Origin of the sequence: Geodermatophilus sabuli, assembly GCF_900215145.1 — a bacterium.
Taxonomy (GTDB): Bacteria; Actinomycetota; Actinomycetes; order Mycobacteriales; family Geodermatophilaceae; genus Geodermatophilus; species Geodermatophilus sabuli.
Genome location: NZ_OBDO01000003.1, coordinates 1 through 17,319, shown reverse-complemented (window position 1 = coordinate 17,319; position 17,319 = coordinate 1). Strand labels below are relative to the sequence as shown.

General features: G+C 74.8%; 14 protein-coding genes and 2 pseudogenes. 9 read left to right on the top strand and 7 right to left on the bottom strand.

Going from position 1 to position 17,319, the window contains the following annotated elements:
• Positions 1-5: 5 nt before the first annotated feature.
• Complete coding sequence (gene pntB, locus CRP39_RS08230) at positions 6-1,409, bottom strand: Re/Si-specific NAD(P)(+) transhydrogenase subunit beta (RefSeq protein ID WP_097205906.1); 1,404 nt, start codon at positions 1,407-1,409, stop codon at positions 6-8.
• The gene (locus CRP39_RS08225) at positions 1,406-2,965 is read right to left on the bottom strand and encodes a Re/Si-specific NAD(P)(+) transhydrogenase subunit alpha (RefSeq protein WP_097205905.1); all 1,560 of its coding nucleotides are present in this window, start codon (positions 2,963-2,965) and stop codon (positions 1,406-1,408) included. Before CRP39_RS08225 ends, pntB begins: the two co-directional genes overlap by 4 nt.
• A gap of 235 nt (positions 2,966-3,200) precedes the next feature.
• Here CRP39_RS08225 and CRP39_RS08220 point away from each other — a divergent pair, with 235 nt between their 5' ends.
• Both CRP39_RS08220 and CRP39_RS08215 read left to right on the top strand, forming a co-directional pair.
• The gene (locus tag CRP39_RS08220) at positions 3,201-5,249 is read left to right on the top strand and encodes a putative bifunctional diguanylate cyclase/phosphodiesterase (RefSeq protein ID WP_245853684.1); all 2,049 of its coding nucleotides are present in this window, start codon (positions 3,201-3,203) and stop codon (positions 5,247-5,249) included.
• A gap of 41 nt (positions 5,250-5,290) precedes the next feature.
• Entirely contained in the window at positions 5,291-6,148 is an 858-nt protein-coding gene (locus CRP39_RS08215) for an HDOD domain-containing protein (RefSeq protein ID WP_097206279.1), read from the top strand.
• A 101-nt stretch (positions 6,149-6,249) separates the two neighbouring features.
• Here the strand turns inward: CRP39_RS08215 and CRP39_RS08210 are convergent, their stop codons facing one another.
• Both CRP39_RS08210 and CRP39_RS08205 read right to left on the bottom strand, forming a co-directional pair.
• Complete coding sequence (locus CRP39_RS08210; protein ID WP_097205903.1) at positions 6,250-7,401, bottom strand: acyl-CoA dehydrogenase family protein; 1,152 nt, start codon at positions 7,399-7,401, stop codon at positions 6,250-6,252.
• 7 nt (positions 7,402-7,408) lie between these two features.
• On the bottom strand, positions 7,409-8,584 hold the full coding sequence (locus CRP39_RS08205) for an acyl-CoA dehydrogenase family protein (protein WP_097205902.1): 1,176 nt from the start codon (positions 8,582-8,584) through the stop codon (positions 7,409-7,411).
• A 168-nt stretch (positions 8,585-8,752) separates the two neighbouring features.
• Between CRP39_RS08205 and CRP39_RS08200 the strand changes: the two genes are divergently transcribed.
• Positions 8,753-9,142, top strand: coding sequence for a TFIIB-type zinc ribbon-containing protein (locus tag CRP39_RS08200; RefSeq protein WP_097205901.1), 390 nt, complete (start codon positions 8,753-8,755; stop codon positions 9,140-9,142).
• A gap of 113 nt (positions 9,143-9,255) precedes the next feature.
• Positions 9,256-10,092 carry a hypothetical protein gene (locus CRP39_RS08195; protein WP_097205900.1) on the top strand — a complete coding sequence of 279 codons (837 nt, stop codon included), beginning with the start codon at positions 9,256-9,258 and terminating at the stop codon, positions 10,090-10,092.
• Between the two features lie 9 nt (positions 10,093-10,101).
• On the opposite strand, the gene CRP39_RS08190 is transcribed toward CRP39_RS08195, so the two are convergent.
• Together CRP39_RS08190 and CRP39_RS08185 are read right to left on the bottom strand one after the other, a co-directional pair.
• Entirely contained in the window at positions 10,102-11,271 is a 1,170-nt protein-coding gene (locus CRP39_RS08190) for a 4-hydroxybenzoate 3-monooxygenase (protein WP_097205899.1), read from the bottom strand.
• A gap of 50 nt (positions 11,272-11,321) precedes the next feature.
• Positions 11,322-12,098 (bottom strand): IclR family transcriptional regulator, encoded by a 777-nt coding sequence (locus tag CRP39_RS08185; RefSeq protein WP_097206278.1) that lies wholly within the window; start codon positions 12,096-12,098, stop codon positions 11,322-11,324.
• Between the two features lie 69 nt (positions 12,099-12,167).
• Between CRP39_RS08185 and pcaH the strand changes: the two genes are divergently transcribed.
• The 5 genes and pseudogenes from pcaH (at position 12,168) to CRP39_RS08160 (ending at position 17,052) form a co-directional block, all read left to right on the top strand.
• Positions 12,168-12,914: a protocatechuate 3,4-dioxygenase subunit beta gene (gene pcaH / locus CRP39_RS08180; protein ID WP_097205898.1), complete on the top strand. Its 747-nt coding sequence runs from the start codon at positions 12,168-12,170 to the stop codon at positions 12,912-12,914.
• Positions 12,911-13,567: a protocatechuate 3,4-dioxygenase subunit alpha gene (gene pcaG / locus CRP39_RS08175; protein ID WP_172442345.1), complete on the top strand. Its 657-nt coding sequence runs from the start codon at positions 12,911-12,913 to the stop codon at positions 13,565-13,567. Before pcaH ends, pcaG begins: the two co-directional genes overlap by 4 nt.
• 22 nt (positions 13,568-13,589) lie before the next feature.
• On the top strand, positions 13,590-14,918 hold the full coding sequence (gene pcaB, locus CRP39_RS08170) for a 3-carboxy-cis,cis-muconate cycloisomerase (protein ID WP_245853683.1): 1,329 nt from the start codon (positions 13,590-13,592) through the stop codon (positions 14,916-14,918).
• A gap of 40 nt (positions 14,919-14,958) precedes the next feature.
• Complete coding sequence (gene pcaC / locus CRP39_RS08165; protein ID WP_097205897.1) at positions 14,959-15,357, top strand: 4-carboxymuconolactone decarboxylase; 399 nt, start codon at positions 14,959-14,961, stop codon at positions 15,355-15,357.
• A 469-nt stretch (positions 15,358-15,826) separates the two neighbouring features.
• Positions 15,827-17,052 (top strand): annotated as a pseudogene (locus tag CRP39_RS08160) (aldehyde dehydrogenase family protein).
• Positions 17,053-17,133: 81 nt separating this feature from the next.
• Here CRP39_RS08160 and CRP39_RS08155 read toward each other — a convergent pair.
• A pseudogene (locus CRP39_RS08155) lies at positions 17,134-17,319 on the bottom strand (succinyl-CoA--3-ketoacid-CoA transferase); the annotation flags it as partial.

Here is a 17,319-nt window from a genome sequence, read left to right as displayed (position 1 = left end):
GCAGGTCACAGGCTCTTCAGGATGTCCTCGACCCGTTCGCGGGCGTCGCCGAAGAGCATCCGGGTGTTGTCCCGGAAGAACAGCGGGTTCTGGACCCCGGCGTACCCGGTGTTCATGGACCGCTTGAACACGACGACGTGCTCGGCCTCCCACACCGTGAGGACCGGCATGCCGGCGATCGGGCTGCCCGGGTCCTCCAGCGCCGCCGGGTTGACGGTGTCGTTGGCGCCGATGACCAGGACGACGGAGGTCTTCGCGAAGTCCTCGTTGATCTCGTCCATCTCCAGGACGACGTCGTAGGGCACCTTCGCCTCGGCCAGCAACACGTTCATGTGCCCGGGCAGCCGGCCGGCGACCGGGTGGATCCCGAACCGCACCCGCACGCCGGCCTCGGTGAGCTTGCGGGTGAGCTCGGCGACCGGGCCCTGGGCGTGCGCGACCGCCATGCCGTAGCCGGGCGTGATGACCACCGACTCCGCGGTCCGCAGCAGCTCGGCGGCCTCCTCGGCGGTGATCTCGGTGTGCTCGCCCTCCACGCCCGCGGCGGTGCTGCCCTCGTTGCCGAACCCGCCGGCGATGACCGAGAGGAAGGAGCGGTTCATCGCCCGGCACATGATGTAGGAGAGGTAGGCACCCGAGGAGCCGACGAGCGCGCCGGTGACGATGAGCAGGTCGTTGTCCAGCAGGAAGCCGGAGGCGGCGGCGGCCCAGCCGGAGTAGCTGTTGAGCATCGAGACGACGACGGGCATGTCGCCGCCGCCGATGGAGGCGACCAGGTGCCAGCCCAGCGCGAGGGCGAGCACGGTGACGGCGGCCAGGAGGCCCAGGCCGGGACGCGCCACGAACGCGACGGTCAGGACGAGGAAGGCGACCAGCGCGCCGAGGTTCAGCCAGTTGCGGCCCGGCAGCATCAGCGGGTTGCTCCTGATGCGGGCCGACAGCTTGAGGAAGGCGACGATCGAGCCGGTGAAGGTGACCGCGCCGACGAACACGCCGATGGCGACCTCGGCGGAGTGGATGCCGAGCAGGCCCGGGGGCACCTCGGTCTGCGCTGCGCCCTCCCGCTCCACCGACAGGTAGCCGTTCCAGCCGACGAGGACCGCGGCGAGGCCGACGAAGCTGTGCAGCACCGCGATCAGTTCCGGCATGCCGGTCATCTCGACCCGGCCGGCGCGCCACAGGCCGATGGCGGCGCCGATGAGCATGGCGACGACGATCCCGCCGACGGCGGCCGCGGGGATGCTGCGGGTGGCCAGCCCGATGGTGGCCACCAGGGCGATCGCCATGCCGGCGATGCCGTAGGCGTTGCCGGTCCTCGCCGTCTCGTGCCTCGACAGCCCCGCCAGGCTGAGGACGAACAGCAGCGCGGCGACGATGTAGGCCGCGGCGGCGGCGGAGGCGGCGGTCACGGCCGGGTCCGGGTCGGCCCGCCGGCGGCGAACATGCCCAGCATGCGGCGGGTGACGGCGAAGCCGCCGAAGACGTTGATCGAGGCGACCAGCACCGCCACGAACGCGAGCACGGTGACCAGCGTGCTGGTGTGGCCGAGCTGCAGCAGGGCGCCGACCACGATGATCCCGGAGATGGCGTTGGTGACGCTCATCAGCGGGGTGTGCAGCGCGTGGTGCACGTTCCCGATCACGTAGAAGCCGACCACGATGGCCAGCGCGAAGACGGTGAGGTTCCCGATCAGCTGGTTCGGTGAGAACGCGGTGGCGAGGAACAGCAGCACCGCCGCCGTCCCCACCACCGCGGCGGTGCGGACCGGCGAGGCCGGGCGCCGGGCCGCTGGTGGGTGGGCCGCCGGCCGCAGCGCGGGCGGGGCGGCCGGCGCCGCGGACACCTGGACCGGGGGCGGGGGCCAGAGCACCTCGCCGTCCCGGACGACGGTCATGGCCCGCTGGACGACGTCGTCGAGGTCGAGGACGAGCTGCCCGTCCTTGGCCGGGGTCAGCAGCTTCACCAGGTTGACCAGGTTGGTGCCGAACAGCTGCGAGGCCTGCCCCGGCAACCGGCCGGGCAGGTCGGTGTAGCCGATGATCGACACCCCGCCCGGTGTGGTCACGACCTGGTCGGGGACCGAGCCGGCGACGTTGCCGCCCTGGGCGGCGGCCATGTCCACGATCACGCTGCCCGGCCGCATGCTCGCCACCATCTCCTCGGCGATCAGCCGCGGCGCCGGCCGGCCGGGGATCAGCGCGGTGGTGATCACGATGTCGACGTCGCGGACCTGTTCGGCGTACATCCGCGCGGCCCGGCGGTCGTAGTCCTCCGACGTCACGCCGGCGTACCCGGTGCCGCCGGCCGACTGCTCGTCGGCCGGCACGCCCACGTACTCCCCGCCCAGGGAGGCGATCTGCTCGGCCACCTCCGGGCGGACGTCGGTGGCCCGCACCACCGCCCCGAGGCTGCTCGCCGTCCCGATCGCCGCCAGCCCCGCCACCCCGGCGCCGGCGACCAGCACCTTGGCCGGCGGCACCTTGCCCGCGGCGGTCACCTGCCCGGTGAAGAACCGCCCGAAGGCGTGCGCCGCCTCGATCACCGCCCGGTACCCGGCGATGTTCGCCATCGAGGACAGCACGTCCAGCGACTGGGCGCGGGAGATCCGCGGCACGGCGTCCATCGCCAGCGCGGTGACCGGCCGGGCCGCGAGGGTCCGCACGAGCTCGGGGTCCAGCGCCGGGGACAGCGTGCTGACCAGCACCGCGCCGTCGCGCAGCAGCTCGATCTCCGCGGGCGTCGGCTTGGCCACGTGCAGGACGAGGTCGGCGGTCCACGCCTCGGCCGCTGTCCCGATCCGCGCACCGGCGTCGGCGTAGGCGGCGTCCGGGGAGCTGGCGGCCACCCCGGCACCGCTCTCCACCACGACGTCGTAGCCGAGGCCGAGCAACTGCCGCACCGTGGCTGGCGTCGCGGCCACCCGCGTCTCGCCGGGGCGGGTCTCCCTGGGCACTCCGATGAGCACGTCCGCTCCTTCCTGGAGGTGGCGCAGCCGGGGCCGATCATGCCGCCCCCGCGGCTCCCGGCGCCCCTCGACGGCCGCCCGGGACGGCCTCCCCCCGGAGGGTGAGGGCCCCTCGGGCTCGCGTGCAGAGGCAGGTCCGGCCTGCCGTACTGGTCGGTGAGCCGGGAACTGCCGGACCACCGACCGGTGCCGAGCCGGTACAGACCACGTTGGGGGGAGCGTGTCAGCGCCGACCGTGCCTGCCGAACCTCTGGTGTCGCCGGACATCGTCTCCTCGATCTTCTACGGCGCGGCGGTGAGCGACACCCTCGTCCTGCTGGTGGCGGAGATGGTCGGGGGCACCGCACGGATCACCTGGTGCAACGAGGGCGCGACCCAGCTCCTCGGCTACGGCCTGGAGGACCTGCGCACCCTGCCCGTCTCGGCGCTGGTGCCCACGCTCCGAGGCGGGGAGGTCAAGCTGCTGCTGCGCCGGGAGCGCAGCGCGCGGATGAACCTGCCGGTCCGCACCGCCAGCGGCGCCCTCGTCGAGGTGGTCGTGCTGTGCACCCCCTCGCCGTCGGGCCGCATGTGGACCCTGCGGCTGGTGCCGGCCACCAACGACTCCGAGCGCGCACTGCGCGCGACCGCCGACGCCCACGAGCGGCGCTTCGCGACCCTGACCGAGCGCTCGCCGGTCCCGACCCTGCTGTCGGAGCAGGGCATGCGGCTGGCGCACGTCAACGACGCGTTCTGCAGCCTGGTCGGGCTGCAGGCCGAGCAGTTGCTGGGGACCGGCTGGATGGCCACCGTGCACCCCGAGGACCTCGACGGCGTGATCGAGCAGGTGGTCGCCGTCCTGGGGGGCGGGGACGGCGAGGCGACGGCCCGGCTGGTCCGGGAGGACGGCACGGAACGGACGACGGTCATCCGCTTCGCCCACCTGTTCACCCCGGGCGTGGGCGCGGGCTTCGTCGGCACGATCGAGGACATCACCGACCGGCTGGCCTTCGAGGCGCGGCTGGCGCACCAGGCCAACCACGACCCCCTCACGGGCCTGCCGAACCGCACCCTGCTGGCCGAGCACGTGGCCGGCCGGTTCACCCCCGGCGGGAGCGGGCTGGCCTGCCTGTTCCTCGACCTGGACAACTTCAAGGTCGTCAACGACTCCCTCGGCCACGCGGCCGGCGACGAGCTGCTGGTCGAGATCGCCGACCGGCTGCGCTCGACCGTCCGCCCCGGCGACCTGGTGGCCCGCTTCGGCGGGGACGAGTTCGTCGTCGTGTGCGAGGGCGTGGAGGAGGCCGATGCGGTCACCGTCGCCGAGCGGATCGGCGCGGCGCTGGCCGAGCCGGTGCGGCTGGGCGGGGTGGACGTCCGCCCGCACGCCAGCGTCGGCGTGACCGTGCAGACCGACGAGCACACCGCCGCCGAGGAGCTCATCCGCGACTGCGACATCGCGATGTACCAGGCCAAGGCCGGTGGCAAGGGCCGGATCACCGTGCTCGACCAGCAGGCCCGCGCCGAGGCCCGCGACAAGCTCCGGCTGGTGGCCGAGCTGCGCACGGCCATCGAGCGCCGCGACATCACCCTGCTCTACCAGCCGATCTTCAGCACCGCCGACCGCTCCTCGGTCGCGGTGGAGTCGCTGGCTCGCTGGGAGCACGCCGAGCGGGGCGCCATCAGCCCGGCGACCTTCGTCGCCCTGGCCGAGGAAAGCGGCCTGATCGGCCCGCTCGGCCTGCTGGTGCTGGACGAGACCTGCCGCCAGCTGGCCGAGTGGGACGCCGAGCTCGGGGCCGCCGCCCCGCAGCGGGCCAACGTGAACGTGTCGGCGCTGCAGCTCGACGGCAACCTGCACCCCCAGGTCGTCGCCGCGCTGGCGCGGCACCGGCTGCACCCCTCGCGGCTGTCGATCGAGATCACCGAGTCGGCCCTGATGAAGGACCCCGCCTCCGCCCGCGCGGTGCTCACCCAGCTGCGCGACCTCGGCGTCCAGCTGGCCATCGACGACTTCGGCACCGGGTACTCCTCGCTGGCCCATCTGCGGCACCTGCCGGTGGACTGCCTCAAGGTCGACCGTTCCTTCGTCGCCGAGCTCGGCCAGGGGCACACCGAGATCGCCTCGGCGGTCATCGCGCTGGCCGAGAACCTCGGTCTGACCACCGTCGCCGAGGGCGTGGAGACCGCCGAGCAGGCCGAGCAGCTGGCCGCCCTCGGGGCCGGCTTCCTGCAGGGCTTCAGCCTCGCCCAGCCGATGACCGGCGAGCGCACCGCCGCCTGGTTCGCCGCGCGCGCCCGGTGACCGGCCGCGCGGTGACGCAGCACCCGATGACGCCCCGCCCGATGACCCTCGCCCGCCTCACCTCCCCGGGAGCCGCCGTGCCCGCCACCCTGGCCCCCGCGCCGACCTTCGACCTGGAGGGCGTGCTCGCCAGCATCGACACCATGGCCGCGCAGAAGCCGGTCGCGGCCCAGATCGTGTCGGTGGCCAACTCCGACGACACCAGCGCCGCGGCGCTGGCCCAGATCCTCGCCGCTGACGTGGCGCTGGCCAGCCGGGTGATGAAGCTGGCCAACTCCGCCTACTTCGGCATGCGCGGGCGGGTGACCTCGCTGCAGTTCGCGGTCACCGTCGTCGGGTTCACCACGGTGCGCACGATGGCGACCGTCGCGGTCACCGACCTCGATGACGAGTCGCGGCTGCCCGCCGACTTCTGGCGCACGAGCACCAGCGTCGCGCTGGCCGCCTCCACCCTCGCGCCCCGCTTCGGGGAGCGGCCACAGGACGCGCTGTGCCTCGGGCTGCTCGCCCCGCTCGGTGTCGCGCTGCTGCACCACAACGACCAGGAGGGGTACGCCGAGCTGTCCGCGGCCGAGCCGACGGCCACCGGACGCCGCGCGGCGGAGGTCCGCCGCTACGGCATCCACGCCTACCGGCTGACCGCGGTGGCGCTGGAGCAGTGGGGCTTCGCGCGCAGCATGGTCGCCCCGCTGGCCGCCGTCGACGACCTGTCCGACGGGGACGCCGGCCTGCTGCGCGCCGCGCTGGAGCTGGCCGCCCGGCTCACCGTGGCGGACCACCAGGCGGTCCCGATGGAGCGGCTCACCCGCGGCCTGCTGCGGGAGGACGCCGTCCCCCCGGTCATGGACAGGGTCCGTGCCGAGGCCGAGGAGCTCCGCCTGGCGATGCTCGGGCAGTGACCCCAGGGGCGGAGACGGCCATCCCCGCCCCTGCGGACCGGAGACGGCAGCGGCCGGCGTCCCCACGTGGGGACGCCGGCCGCTGCTTCTCGGGGAGCCGCTCAGGGGGTGTAGGGCGCGCCCAGCGGGTCGACCGTCTCGTAGGCGGTGACCCCCGAGGCCAGGCGGGCCAGCGCCCAGTCGCCGTCACCGAGCAGGTGGTCGATGGCGGTGAGCCGGCTGGTGTAGTGCCCCACCTTGTACTCCGCGGTCACGCCGATGCCGCCGTGCAGCTGGATGGCCTCCTTGCCGATGTGCCGGCCGGCGCGGCTGGTCTGCAGCCGGGCGCGGTCGGCGGCGGAGACGACGTCCCCGCCGGCGTCGGCGACCATCGACGCCCACAGCGCGGTGCTGCGGGCCAGCTCCAGGCCGATGTACATGTCCGCGGCCCGGAAGGTCAGCGCCTGGAACCTGTTCAGGGTGACCCCGAACTGCTTGCGGGTCTTGAGGTACTCGGCGGTGGTCCGCAGCGCGGTGTCCATCGCGCCGATGGCCTCGTGGCTGTAGGCGATGCGGGCGGCGGCCAGCATCTGCTCGACCTCCGCGGTGCGGTCCCCGGTGCCCTCGCCCAGCAGCTCGGCCGGGGTGCCGTCGAACCGGACGTTCGCCGCGCGGCCGCCGTCGTGGGTGCGGTAGCCGGTCCGGGTGAGGCCCTCGGCGTCACCGCGGACGAGGAAGAGCGCGGTGGCGCCGTCGGTCACCGCCGACACGACGAGGACGTCGGCCCGCGCGCCGTTGGGAACCGGCTCCTTGACGCCGGTCAGCCGCCACGTGCCGCCGTCCTGTGTCGCGGTCACCGCGGACGCCGACGGGCTCCAGCGGGTGCCGGGCTCGGCGTGTGCGAACGCGAGCACGCTCGCGCCCTCGGCCAGCGGCCCGAGCACCTCGGCGCGCTGGACGGCGGTGCCGACCGCGGCCACCACGCCGCCGGCGAGGACGACCGCCTCGACGAACGGCTCCGGCGCCAGGACCCGGCCGACCTCCTCGGCGACGATCGCCACCTCGAGCGGCCCGGCGCCCATGCCGCCGTCCTCCTCGGCGAAGGGCAGGCCGAGCAGGCCCATCTCCGCCAGGCGCGACCACGTCTTCTCGTCGAAGCCCGGGTCCTGTGCGACGACCTTCCGGCGCTGTTCGGCGTCGCCGTACGCCCGCTCCAGCAGGCCGCGCACGGCCACCCGGAGGTCGTTCTGCTCGCTGTCGAAGTCGAAGTCCACGGCTACCTCACAACCCCAGGATCGTGCCGGCGATGATGGTGCGCTGCACCTCGTTGGAGCCTCCGTAGATGGAGACCTTGCGGTAGTTCAGGTACTCCGGCGTCGCGACCCGTGCCCAGTCGGGGACGTCGGACCCCTCCTCGGCGTACGAGGCCACCGAGAGCGGACCGGCGATGTCGACGATCAGCTCGGTCGCGGCCTGCTGCAGCTCCGAGCCGCGCAGCTTGAGCACCGACGACGCCGGGTGCGGCCGGCCGTCGGCGGAGTTGGCCACCACGCGCAGGGCGGTGAGCTCGAGCGCGAGGAGCTCGTTCTCCACCTCCGCGATGCGACCGGCCATGCGGGGGTCCTCGGCCAGCGGCCGGCCGTCGACGGTGGTCGCCCGCGCGTACTCCTTGGCCTGGGCGAGCAGCCGCTTGGTGGCGCCCACCCGGGCGATCCCCACGCGCTCGTTGCCGAGGAGGAACTTCGCGTAGTCCCAGCCGCGGTTCTCCTCGCCGATCAGGTTCTCCGCCGGCACCCGGACGTCCTCGAAGAAGACCTCGTTGACCTCGAAGCTGCCGTCGAGCAGCTCGATCGGCCGCAGGGTGACCCCGGGGGAGTCCATGGGGAAGACCAGCAGGGAGATGCCGCGCTGGCGCTTCTCCGCGGTCGGGTCGGTGCGCACCAGGCAGAAGATCCAGTCGGCGTGCTGCCCCAGGGTCGTCCACGTCTTCTGGCCGTTGACCACCCAGTCGTCGCCGTCGCGGACCGCGGGGGTGCGCAGCGAGGCGAGGTCGGAGCCGGCGTCGGGCTCGGAGAAGCCCTGGCACCACCAGATGTCGAGGTTGGCCGTCTTGGCCAGGAACCGCTCCTTCTGCTCCTGGTTGCCGAAGGCCGCCAGCACCGGGCCGATCATGCTGGCGTTGAACGCCAGGGGCTCCGGCACGTTGGCCAGCTGCATCTCCTCACGCCAGATGTGGCGCTGCAGCGGGGTCCAGTCGCGGCCGCCCCACTCCACCGGCCAGTGCGGCACGGCCAGCCCGGCGGCGTTGAGGATCCGCTGGGTCCGGACGTAGTGCTCCTTGGACACGTGCCGCCGGGCCGCGACGGTGTCGCGGATGTCCTGCGGGATCTGGGTGGTGAAGAACGTCCGCATCTCCTCCCGGAAGGCCTCCAGCTCCGGGGACAGCTGCAACCGCATCGGACCTCTCTCCTGACGGCGGCTCCGCCGTCTCGCAGGGTGGGACCCCGACGATGCCACAAGAGCTACTGGCCGGTAGTCCCTGGGGCGGTGGCGCGTCGGCGCCCCCGCGGGCGGGGGTGCCGACGGTCGGGGAACCGGACCCCGGCAGCCACGCGTTGCCCCGCCATGGAGCTGATCTGCCCGAAGTGTCACGGCGCGATGCGCACCTACGAGCGCAACGGCGTGCACGTCGACCAGTGCACGGACTGCCGCGGCATCTTCCTCGACCGTGGCGAGCTCGAGCGCCTGGTCGACGCCGAGACCGCGTGGCACGGCCGCCCGTCGGCCGGGACGGGCGGCGGAACCCCGCAGCCGTCGTCCCCCGGCGGGTCGGGGCACGCGGCGTCCGAGCACGGCGCCGGCGGCTACGGGACGTCGGGCCATGCCCCCGGCTCCACCGGCGGGCTGGGCGCGGTCGTCGGCGAGGTGCTCAGCCAGGTGCAGGGGAAGAAGCACCCCTCGTACGGGCACGGTTCCAAGCGCAAGCAGTCGTTCCTCGGCGAGTTGTTCGGCTGACGCCTGCGCGCGGTGTGCGTGGATCGACGGGCCGGCCCGGGCCCCCCGCCGATCCGCGCCGCACGGTCGCCCCGTGGGAGCGTCGACGACCGCAGCAGAGGACGCTGGGGGACGTGTTCGACGTCGACTGGATGGGCCAGCTGACCCGTGAGGTGTTGCGCGAACGGGTGCCCGCGCTGATCGCCGAGGCCTGCGCCTGGTGCGTCGGGATCTCCGACCGGCGCCACCACGAGCGGCGGCGCGGCCGGCTGGTGGAGACCGGCGGGACCAACGCCGACCGGATGGCCTGCGGGCTGCCGCTCAGCGGCGAGGAGGACGGCCGCCTGGACCTCGGGGACGCGCGGCCGGGCAGCTTCCGCGACGCGCTCAACGCGGTGGACGCCGACGGGGTGGTCTACGCCGACCGATTCGATCGCGAGGTGATCGAGCCGTTCGTGCTGGCCACCTGCGTGCTCGCCGCCGAGCGGGCCCGGGCCACCCGCCGCCGCGACTGGGCCGAGCTGCTCGACGACCTCGGGGAGGACGGCTGCGACCTCGCCGGCGTCGTCCGCGCGGGGGAGTGGGAGGCGCCGCTGCGTACCGAGGCCGAGCACCTGGTGCTCGCCGCGCTGGCCGACGTCCCGCTGCTGGACGTCGAGGCCGAGGGCTTGCCGCTGTCGCTGGTCCGCGCCGCCGAGGCGCTCACCCGGGGTGCCGCGGACCCGGCGCCGGTGCCGGCGCGGGAGGACCTCGCCGCCTCGGGCGCGGTCTTCCTCGCCCGGGCGGCGCTGGCGGAGACGGGGCTGCCCGAGCCGGTGGCCCCGCGGCACGCCGACCGGCTGCTGACCGCGCTGCTGGCCGAGGGGCTGGAGCCCGACGAGCTGGGCGGTGTCCTGCCGCACCTGCCGCTGGCGCCGGGCACCGCCGACGCCGTCCTCACCCTGCTCGACGCCGGCTCCTCCCAGGCATAGGAAGCGGGCTCAGAGGTCCAGGGGCAGGCCGGTGTAGTTCTCCGCGAGCTCGCGGGCGGCCGGCTCGGAGGCGGCGATCCGGCGCAGCTGGGACAGCTGCAACTCGGCATCGAAGTCGTCACCGGAGCGGTGCAGCATCGAGGTCATGAACCAGGAGAAGTGGGTGCACCGCCACACCCGGGCCAGCGCGCGGTCGGAGTAGGTGTCGACCAGGTCCGTCTGCTTCTCGTGCAGCAGCCGCACCAGCGCCTGCGCCAGCAGCGTGACGTCGGCGACGGCGAGGTTGAGGCCCTTGGCGCCGGTGGGCGGCACGATGTGCGCGGCGTCCCCGGCGAGGAAGAGGCGCCCGCGGCGCATCGGGGTGCTGACGAAGGAGCGCATCGGCAGGACCGACTTCTCGGTGATCGTGCCGGTGGTGAGCTCCCAGCCCTCGAGGGCGAACCGCGTGGCGAGGTTCTCCCAGATCCGGTCGTCGGACCAGTCCTCGATCTTCTCGGCGGGGTCGACCTGCAGGTACAGGCGGGACACCGACGGCGAGCGCATGGAGTACAGCGCGAACCCCTCGGGGTGCCAGGCGTAGATGAGCTCGTCGGTGGCGGGTGCGGCGTCGGCCAGGATGCCCAGCCACGCGTAGGGGTAGGTGCGCTCCCAGACCCGCCCGGCTGCGCCCTGCACGACCGCACGCGAGGGGCCGTGGAAGCCGTCGGTGCCGGCGATGACGTCGCACTCGAGGACCTGCTCGACGCCGTCGGCGTCGGTGAACCGGATCCGGGGGCTGTCGCCGTCGACGTCCTCGGGGCGGACGTCGGAGACCTCGAACAGCAGCGGCGGGCCGCCGTCGAGCTGGGCCGCGATGAGGTCCTTGGTCACCTCGGTCTGGCCGTAGACCCAGACCGTGCGGCCGCACAGCTCCGGGAAGTCCAGCTTGTGCCGGGTACCGGGGTACTGCAGGTAGATGCCGCGGTGCTCGAGGCCCTCCCGCTGCAGCCGGTCGCCGAGGCCCGCGGCGGTCAGCGTGTCGACGGTGTGCTGCTCCAGGATCCCGGCCCGGATGCGGGCCTCCACGTAGTCCCGCGACCGGTTCTCCAGGACGACGGAGTCGATCCCCTGGAGGTGCAGCAGCCGCGACAGCAGCAGGCCGGCCGGGCCGGCTCCGATGATCCCCACCTGAGTACGCACGAGGCGAGTGTGACCGGCGGTACGCCGCCAGGGGAACCGCGCGCTCCCGGTCAGTGGAAGTGGCGGACCTGGGACAGCTGGCGCCCGATGCCGCGCGCCGCCACCTCGAGCACCGGCACCAGCCGGGTGAGGTCACGGCGGTGGCTGGGGGCGACGACGCCCAGCGCGGCGACGACGACCGCGTCCCCGCCCCGCTCGGCACGGACCGGGACGGCGACCGACAGCGTGCCCAGCGACATCTCCTCCGCCGTCCGCGCGTACCCGCGCCGGCGCACCTCGCCGAGCTCGCGCCGCAGCCGCGCCGGGTCGACGACGGTGTGCCGGGTGGCCCGCCTCGGTGCCCGCAGCACGGCCTCGATGACGTCGTCCGGGGCGGCGGCGAGCAGCACCTTGCCCACGCCGGTGGCGTGCAGCGGCAGCCGGCTGCCCACCTGGCTGACCACCGGGACCGACTCGCGGCCGGAGATCCGCTCGACGTAGAGCGCGGAGCGGCCCTCGCGGACGGCGAGGTGCACCGTGTCCCGGGTGGCGGTGTGCACGTCGAGCAGGAAGGGGGCGGCGACCTGCCGCAGCTCCAGCTGCACCGGGGCGAGCAGTCCGAGGTCCCACAGCTTGCGGCCGATCTCGTAGCGGCCGTCGGCCCGCCGGGCGAGCGCGCCCCACTCGGTGAGCTCGCCGAGCAGCCGGTGCGTGGTCGACAGCGGCGTCCCCGACCGCTCGGCGATCTCCGACAGCGACAGCCGGGGCGCGCTGCTGTCGAAGGCGTCGAGCACGGCCAGCGCCCGGGAGGTGACCGACCGCCCCGACGTCGCGCTCCCACCGGCCACGAGCACCTCTTTCCACTGGACGGGAGTCCCGGCTTGGGCAGCCTAGACCGGCGGCCGTACCGTCCCACCATGACCGGGACCACATCCGGCAGCCGGCTCCAGCTGCCGCGCTACCTCCGCGAGGACGCCTCGCTGCGCACCCCCGTCGGGTTCCCCGACTACAAGAGCACCGGACTGCGCGCCCCGCTGCGCACCCCCGTCGACCTGCCGCACCGGCTCACCGAGATCACCGGCCCGGTGCTCGGCGAGGACCGGGTCGTACAGCAGGACACCGACCTGACGTGGCGCAACGGCGGGGAGGCGGTGGGCCAGCGGATCCTCGTCCACGGGCGGGTCCTCGACAGCGACGGCCGCCCCGTGCCGGACGCCCTGGTCGAGGTGTGGCAGGCCAACGCGGCCGGCCGCTACCGGCACGTCGTCGACAACTGGCCCGCGCCGCTGGACCCCCACTTCGACGGCCTGGGCCGCGTGGTCACCGACAGCCTCGGCCGGTACGAGTTCCTCACGATCAAGCCCGGCGCCTACCCCTGGGGCAACCACCACAACGCCTGGCGCCCGGCGCACATCCACTTCAGCCTGTTCGGCCGGGCCTTCACCCAGCGCCTGGTCACCCAGATGTACTTCCCGGACGACCCGCTGTTCGGCCAGGACCCGATCTACAACGCCATCCCGGCGGCCGCGCGGCACCGGGCGATCAGCCGGTTCGACCTCGAGCGGACCCAGGACAACTGGGCCCTGGCCTTCCAGTGGGACATCGTGCTCCGGGGCACGGACCAGACCCCGTTCGAGACCGACGACGACGGAGATGTCGCGTGACGTACGACCCGCTGGACGTGCCCGCAGACCCGGCCACGCCCTTCCAGCCGCGCTCGGGGCAGCGCGGCTCCGGCTTCCTCACCGACCCGCTGCGGCTGGGCACCACCCCGAGCGCGACGGTCGGGCCCTACCTGGCGATCGGCCTGACCTGGCCGGACGGTCAGTGGGCCGCCGCCGAGGGCACCGAGGGGGGCATCTGGATCCGCGGGCGGGTCTTCGACGGCGCCGGCGACGTCGTCCCCGACGCCATGCTGGAGACCTGGCAGGCCGACCCGGACGGCGGCTTCCCCTCGCCGGAGGACCCGCGGGGCGCGTCGTCGCACCCCGGCTTCCGCGGCTACGCCCGCGTGCAGACCATCGACCCCCCGGGCGAGTTCGGCATCCACACCCTCAAGCCCGGCCGGGTGCCCGACGGCGAGGGCGGCCTGCAGGCCCCGCACATCGACGTCAGCGTCTTCGCCCGCGGCCTGCTCGACCGCGTCGTCACGCGGATCTACTTCGCCGACGAGGCCGAGGCCAACGCCGAGGACGTCGTCCTGCAGGGGCTGTCGGCGGACCAGCGCGCCACGCTGCTGGCCACCCCCACCGAGGACGGCTACCGCTTCGACGTGCACCTGCAGGGTGAGCGGGAGACGGTCTTCTTCGCGGTGTGACCGGTCACGGTAGGAAGGACCCGTGACAGGTCTGTTCGCCGGCACGTTCGCCCGCGGCGCGGCGGCGGCCGCGGTCTCCGACGACGCCTGGTTCCGGGCGCTGCTCGACGTCGAGGCCGCGCTCGCCCGCGCCGCGGCGCGCACCGGCCTGGTGCCGGCGACGGCCGCCGACGCCGTGACCGCCGCCTGCGCCGACCCCGCGCGGCTGGACCTCGCCACGGTGGTGGCGAGGGCCGCCGACGCCGGCAACCCGGTGCCGCCGCTGGTGCGGGCGGTGCAGGACGCGGTGGGGGAGCGCGACGCGGTCGCCGTCCACGTGGGCGGCACCAGCCAGGACGTGCTCGACACCGCGCTCGTGCTGCTGGCCCGCAACGCCATCGCGACGATCGACGCCGACCTGGCCGCCGCCGCCGACACGGCGGCCGCGCTGGCCGGCACCCACCGCGACGACGTCGTCATGGGCCGCACGCTCATGCAGCAGGCGCTGCCGACCACCTTCGGGCTCAAGGCCGCCGGCTGGCTGGCCGGCCTGGACGGCGCCCGCCTGCGGCTGGCCGAGGTGGTCGCGTCGCTGCCCGTGCAGTACGGCGGCGCGGTCGGCACGCTCGCGGCCAGCCACGGCTCCGGTGTCGACGTGCGGGCGGCCCTGGCCGCGGAGCTGGGCCTGGCCACCACCGCCGTCCCCTGGCACACCGTCCGGCTGCCGATCGCCGACCTCGCCGGGGCGCTGGGAGCCGCCGCCGGGGTGGTTGCCACGGTCGCCGTCGACGTCGTCCTGCTCGCGCAGTCGGAGGTCGCCGAGGCCGCCGAGGTGGGGGAGGGGCGCGGCGGCTCGTCCGCGATGCCGCACAAGCGCAACCCCGTCGCGGCGATCTCCGCCCGCGCCTGCGCCCGCCGTGCACCCGGGCTGGTGGCCACGCTGCTGGTGGCCATGGAGCAGGAGCACGAGCGGGCCGCCGGCGCCTGGCACAGCGAGTGGCCGGCGCTGACCGACCTGCTCACCACCGTCGGGTCCGCCGTGGCCTGGCTGGCCGAGAGCCTGCGCGGGCTGCGCCCCGACGTCGCCCGGATGGCCGGCACCGCCGCCGCGGCCGCCGAGGGCCCGCTGGCCGGCGCGCTGGCCGACGCGCTCACCCCGACCCTCGGCAAGGGGGCGGCGCACGACGCCGCGTCCGCCGCCGTCCGGGAGGCCCGGGAGACCGGGCGGTCGCTGGCCGACGTGGTGGCCGCGCGCACCGACGTCGATGCCGCCGCCGTCCTGGCGGCCGCGGCACCGGACGTCGGCGAGGCCGGCGCCCAGGTCGACGCCGCACTCGGCGAGCACGCCGCGCTCACCGAGGGCACGCCGTGACGACCGCGGCGCTGCCCTCCCACCCCGACCGAGGAGCCCCATGAGCGAGCTGCCCAGCACCGACGACGCCCGCCGGGACGCCGGCATGGCCACCCGCCGGCAGGTGCTCGGCGACGAGTGGGTCGACCGGGCGGTGGCCGGCACGACCCCCTTCACCGCCGACTTCCAGGACTTCATCACCCGGGTGGCGTGGGGCGACATCTGGCAGCGGCCCGGGCTCGCCCGTCGGGACCGCAGCCTGATGACGCTGTCGATCACCATCGCGCTGCGGCACTGGGACGAGTTCGCCCTGCACGTGCGCGCCGCGGTGAACAACGGGCTCACCGACGCCGAGATCGCCGAGTGCATCCAGCACGCGGCGGTGTATGCGGGCGTGCCGGCGGCCAACCACGCGTTCAAGGTGGCCGGGCCGATCCTCGCGGAGCTGCGCGGCTCCTGACCGCCGTCCACCGACGGGGCCGGTGACCGGGCGGTGCCGCGGGCGGGGGCGTCCCGCGGCACCGCACGGCCGGTCCGGGTGCCGGTGCCGATGCGGCGGCGTCGACGTCCCAGACGGTAGGACCGCCGGGCGCCCGGCGGACCCGTCCGCCGCCCGTTCACCGCGGGCGCGGCGTGGTGGCCACCGGCTGTCGAGGCGGGGCCACAACCGGTCGTGCACACCGGCCGGACCCTCGAGCGGACCCGACCCGGACGCGGGGAGCCCCCGGGGGCCCTGCCCAGGAGAGGGCGGACGAGCCGGCGCGCCGCGGCACACAGGGTCAGGGCCGTGCCACTCAGCGGCCCCGCGACGGTGGGTTACCCGCGAGTGACCTCATCGTCGGGTCGCAGGGGCAACCGGGACGGAGACGTGGGAATGGCACTGCTGGACGGGGGCCTGGACCGACGGGTCCGGCGGCACCTACGACGCGGTGGAGCCGGCGACGGGCGACGTCATCGCCCCGGTGGGCAGGGCGACGCCGGAGGACGTGCACACCGCTGCGGTCCGGGCCGTGGCGGCCCAGCGCGCGTGGGCCGCGGCGCCGTTCGAGGAGCGGGCGCGGGTGCTGCGCCCGGCCGGTGAGGTCCTCGAGGCGGACGCCGAGGAGCTCAAGGGCTGGCTGGCGCGGGTGTGGTGGGGGTGATCGCGCCGTTCAACGTGCCGACCATCCTGGCCATCCGGGCCATCGCCCCGGCGCTGGCCCTCGGCAACGCGGTGGTCCTCAAGCCCGACCCCCGCACCGCCGTCTGCGGGGGCGCGGTGTTCGCGCGGGTCTTCGAGGAGGCCGGGCTGCCGGCCGGCGTCCTCCAGGTGCTGCCCGGCGGCGCCGACGTCGGCGAGGCGCTGGTCGTCGAGCCCGCGGTGCGGGTCATCGCCTTCACCGGTTCCACCCGGGCCGGCCGGGCCGTCGGGTCCCTGGCGGGCCAGCACCTCAAGCGCGCGCACCTGGAGCTGGGCGGCAACTCCGCGTTGATCGTGCTCCCGGACGGCGACGTGACCGCCGCGGCCGGCGTCGGGGCGGGGGGCACGTTCTCCCACTCCGGCCAGATCTGCATGGCCACCAGCCGGCACCTGGTGCACGAGTCGATCGCCGAGGAGTACACCGCCGTCCTCACCGAGAAGGTCGAGAAGCTGCCGGTCGGCGACCCGTTCCGCGAGCAGGTGGCGCTCGGCCCGGTCATCGACGCCGGCCAGCGCGACCGCGTGCACGGGCTGGTGACCGCCAGCGTCGAGGCCGGCGCCACGGTGCGCACCGGCGGTACCTACGAGGGCCTGTTCTACCGGCCCACGGTGCTCGGCGACGTCCCGGTCGACGCCCCGGCGTACCGGGAGGAGATCTTCGGCCCGGTCGCGCCCGTCACCCCGGTCGCCAGCCTGGACGAGGTGGCCGAGCTGGCCGCCGGCACGGAGTACGGGCTGTCACTGGGCATCCTGACCCGCGACGTCTACGCCGGCCTGCAGCTGGCCGAGCGGATCCCGTCCGGCCTGGTGCACATCAACGACCAGACGGTCGACGACGAGGCGGTGGCGCCCTTCGGCGGGGTGGGTGCGTCGGGCACCGGCTCTCGGCACGGCGGCCCCCAGGCCACCATCGAGGCCTTCACCGAGACCCAGTGGGTGACGCTGCGCGGCGACCTCCCCACCTACCCCTTCTGATCCACCGGCCCTCCTGAGCCACCGCCACCGGCGCGGTCCCGGTGCCGGTCCCCGCGGGGACCGGCACCGGGGACCGCGCCGTCAGGCGACCGCGGCGGGCAGCTGCATCTCGCCGACATCGGCGGGGATGGTGAGGGGGGCGCCGGTGTTGTCGGCGACCTCCTGGGGGGTGACGCCGGGGGCGGTCTCGCGCAGGGTGAAGCCGTCGGCGGTGACGTCGATGACGGCGAGGTCGGTGATGACCCGGTTCACACACGCCCGCCCGGT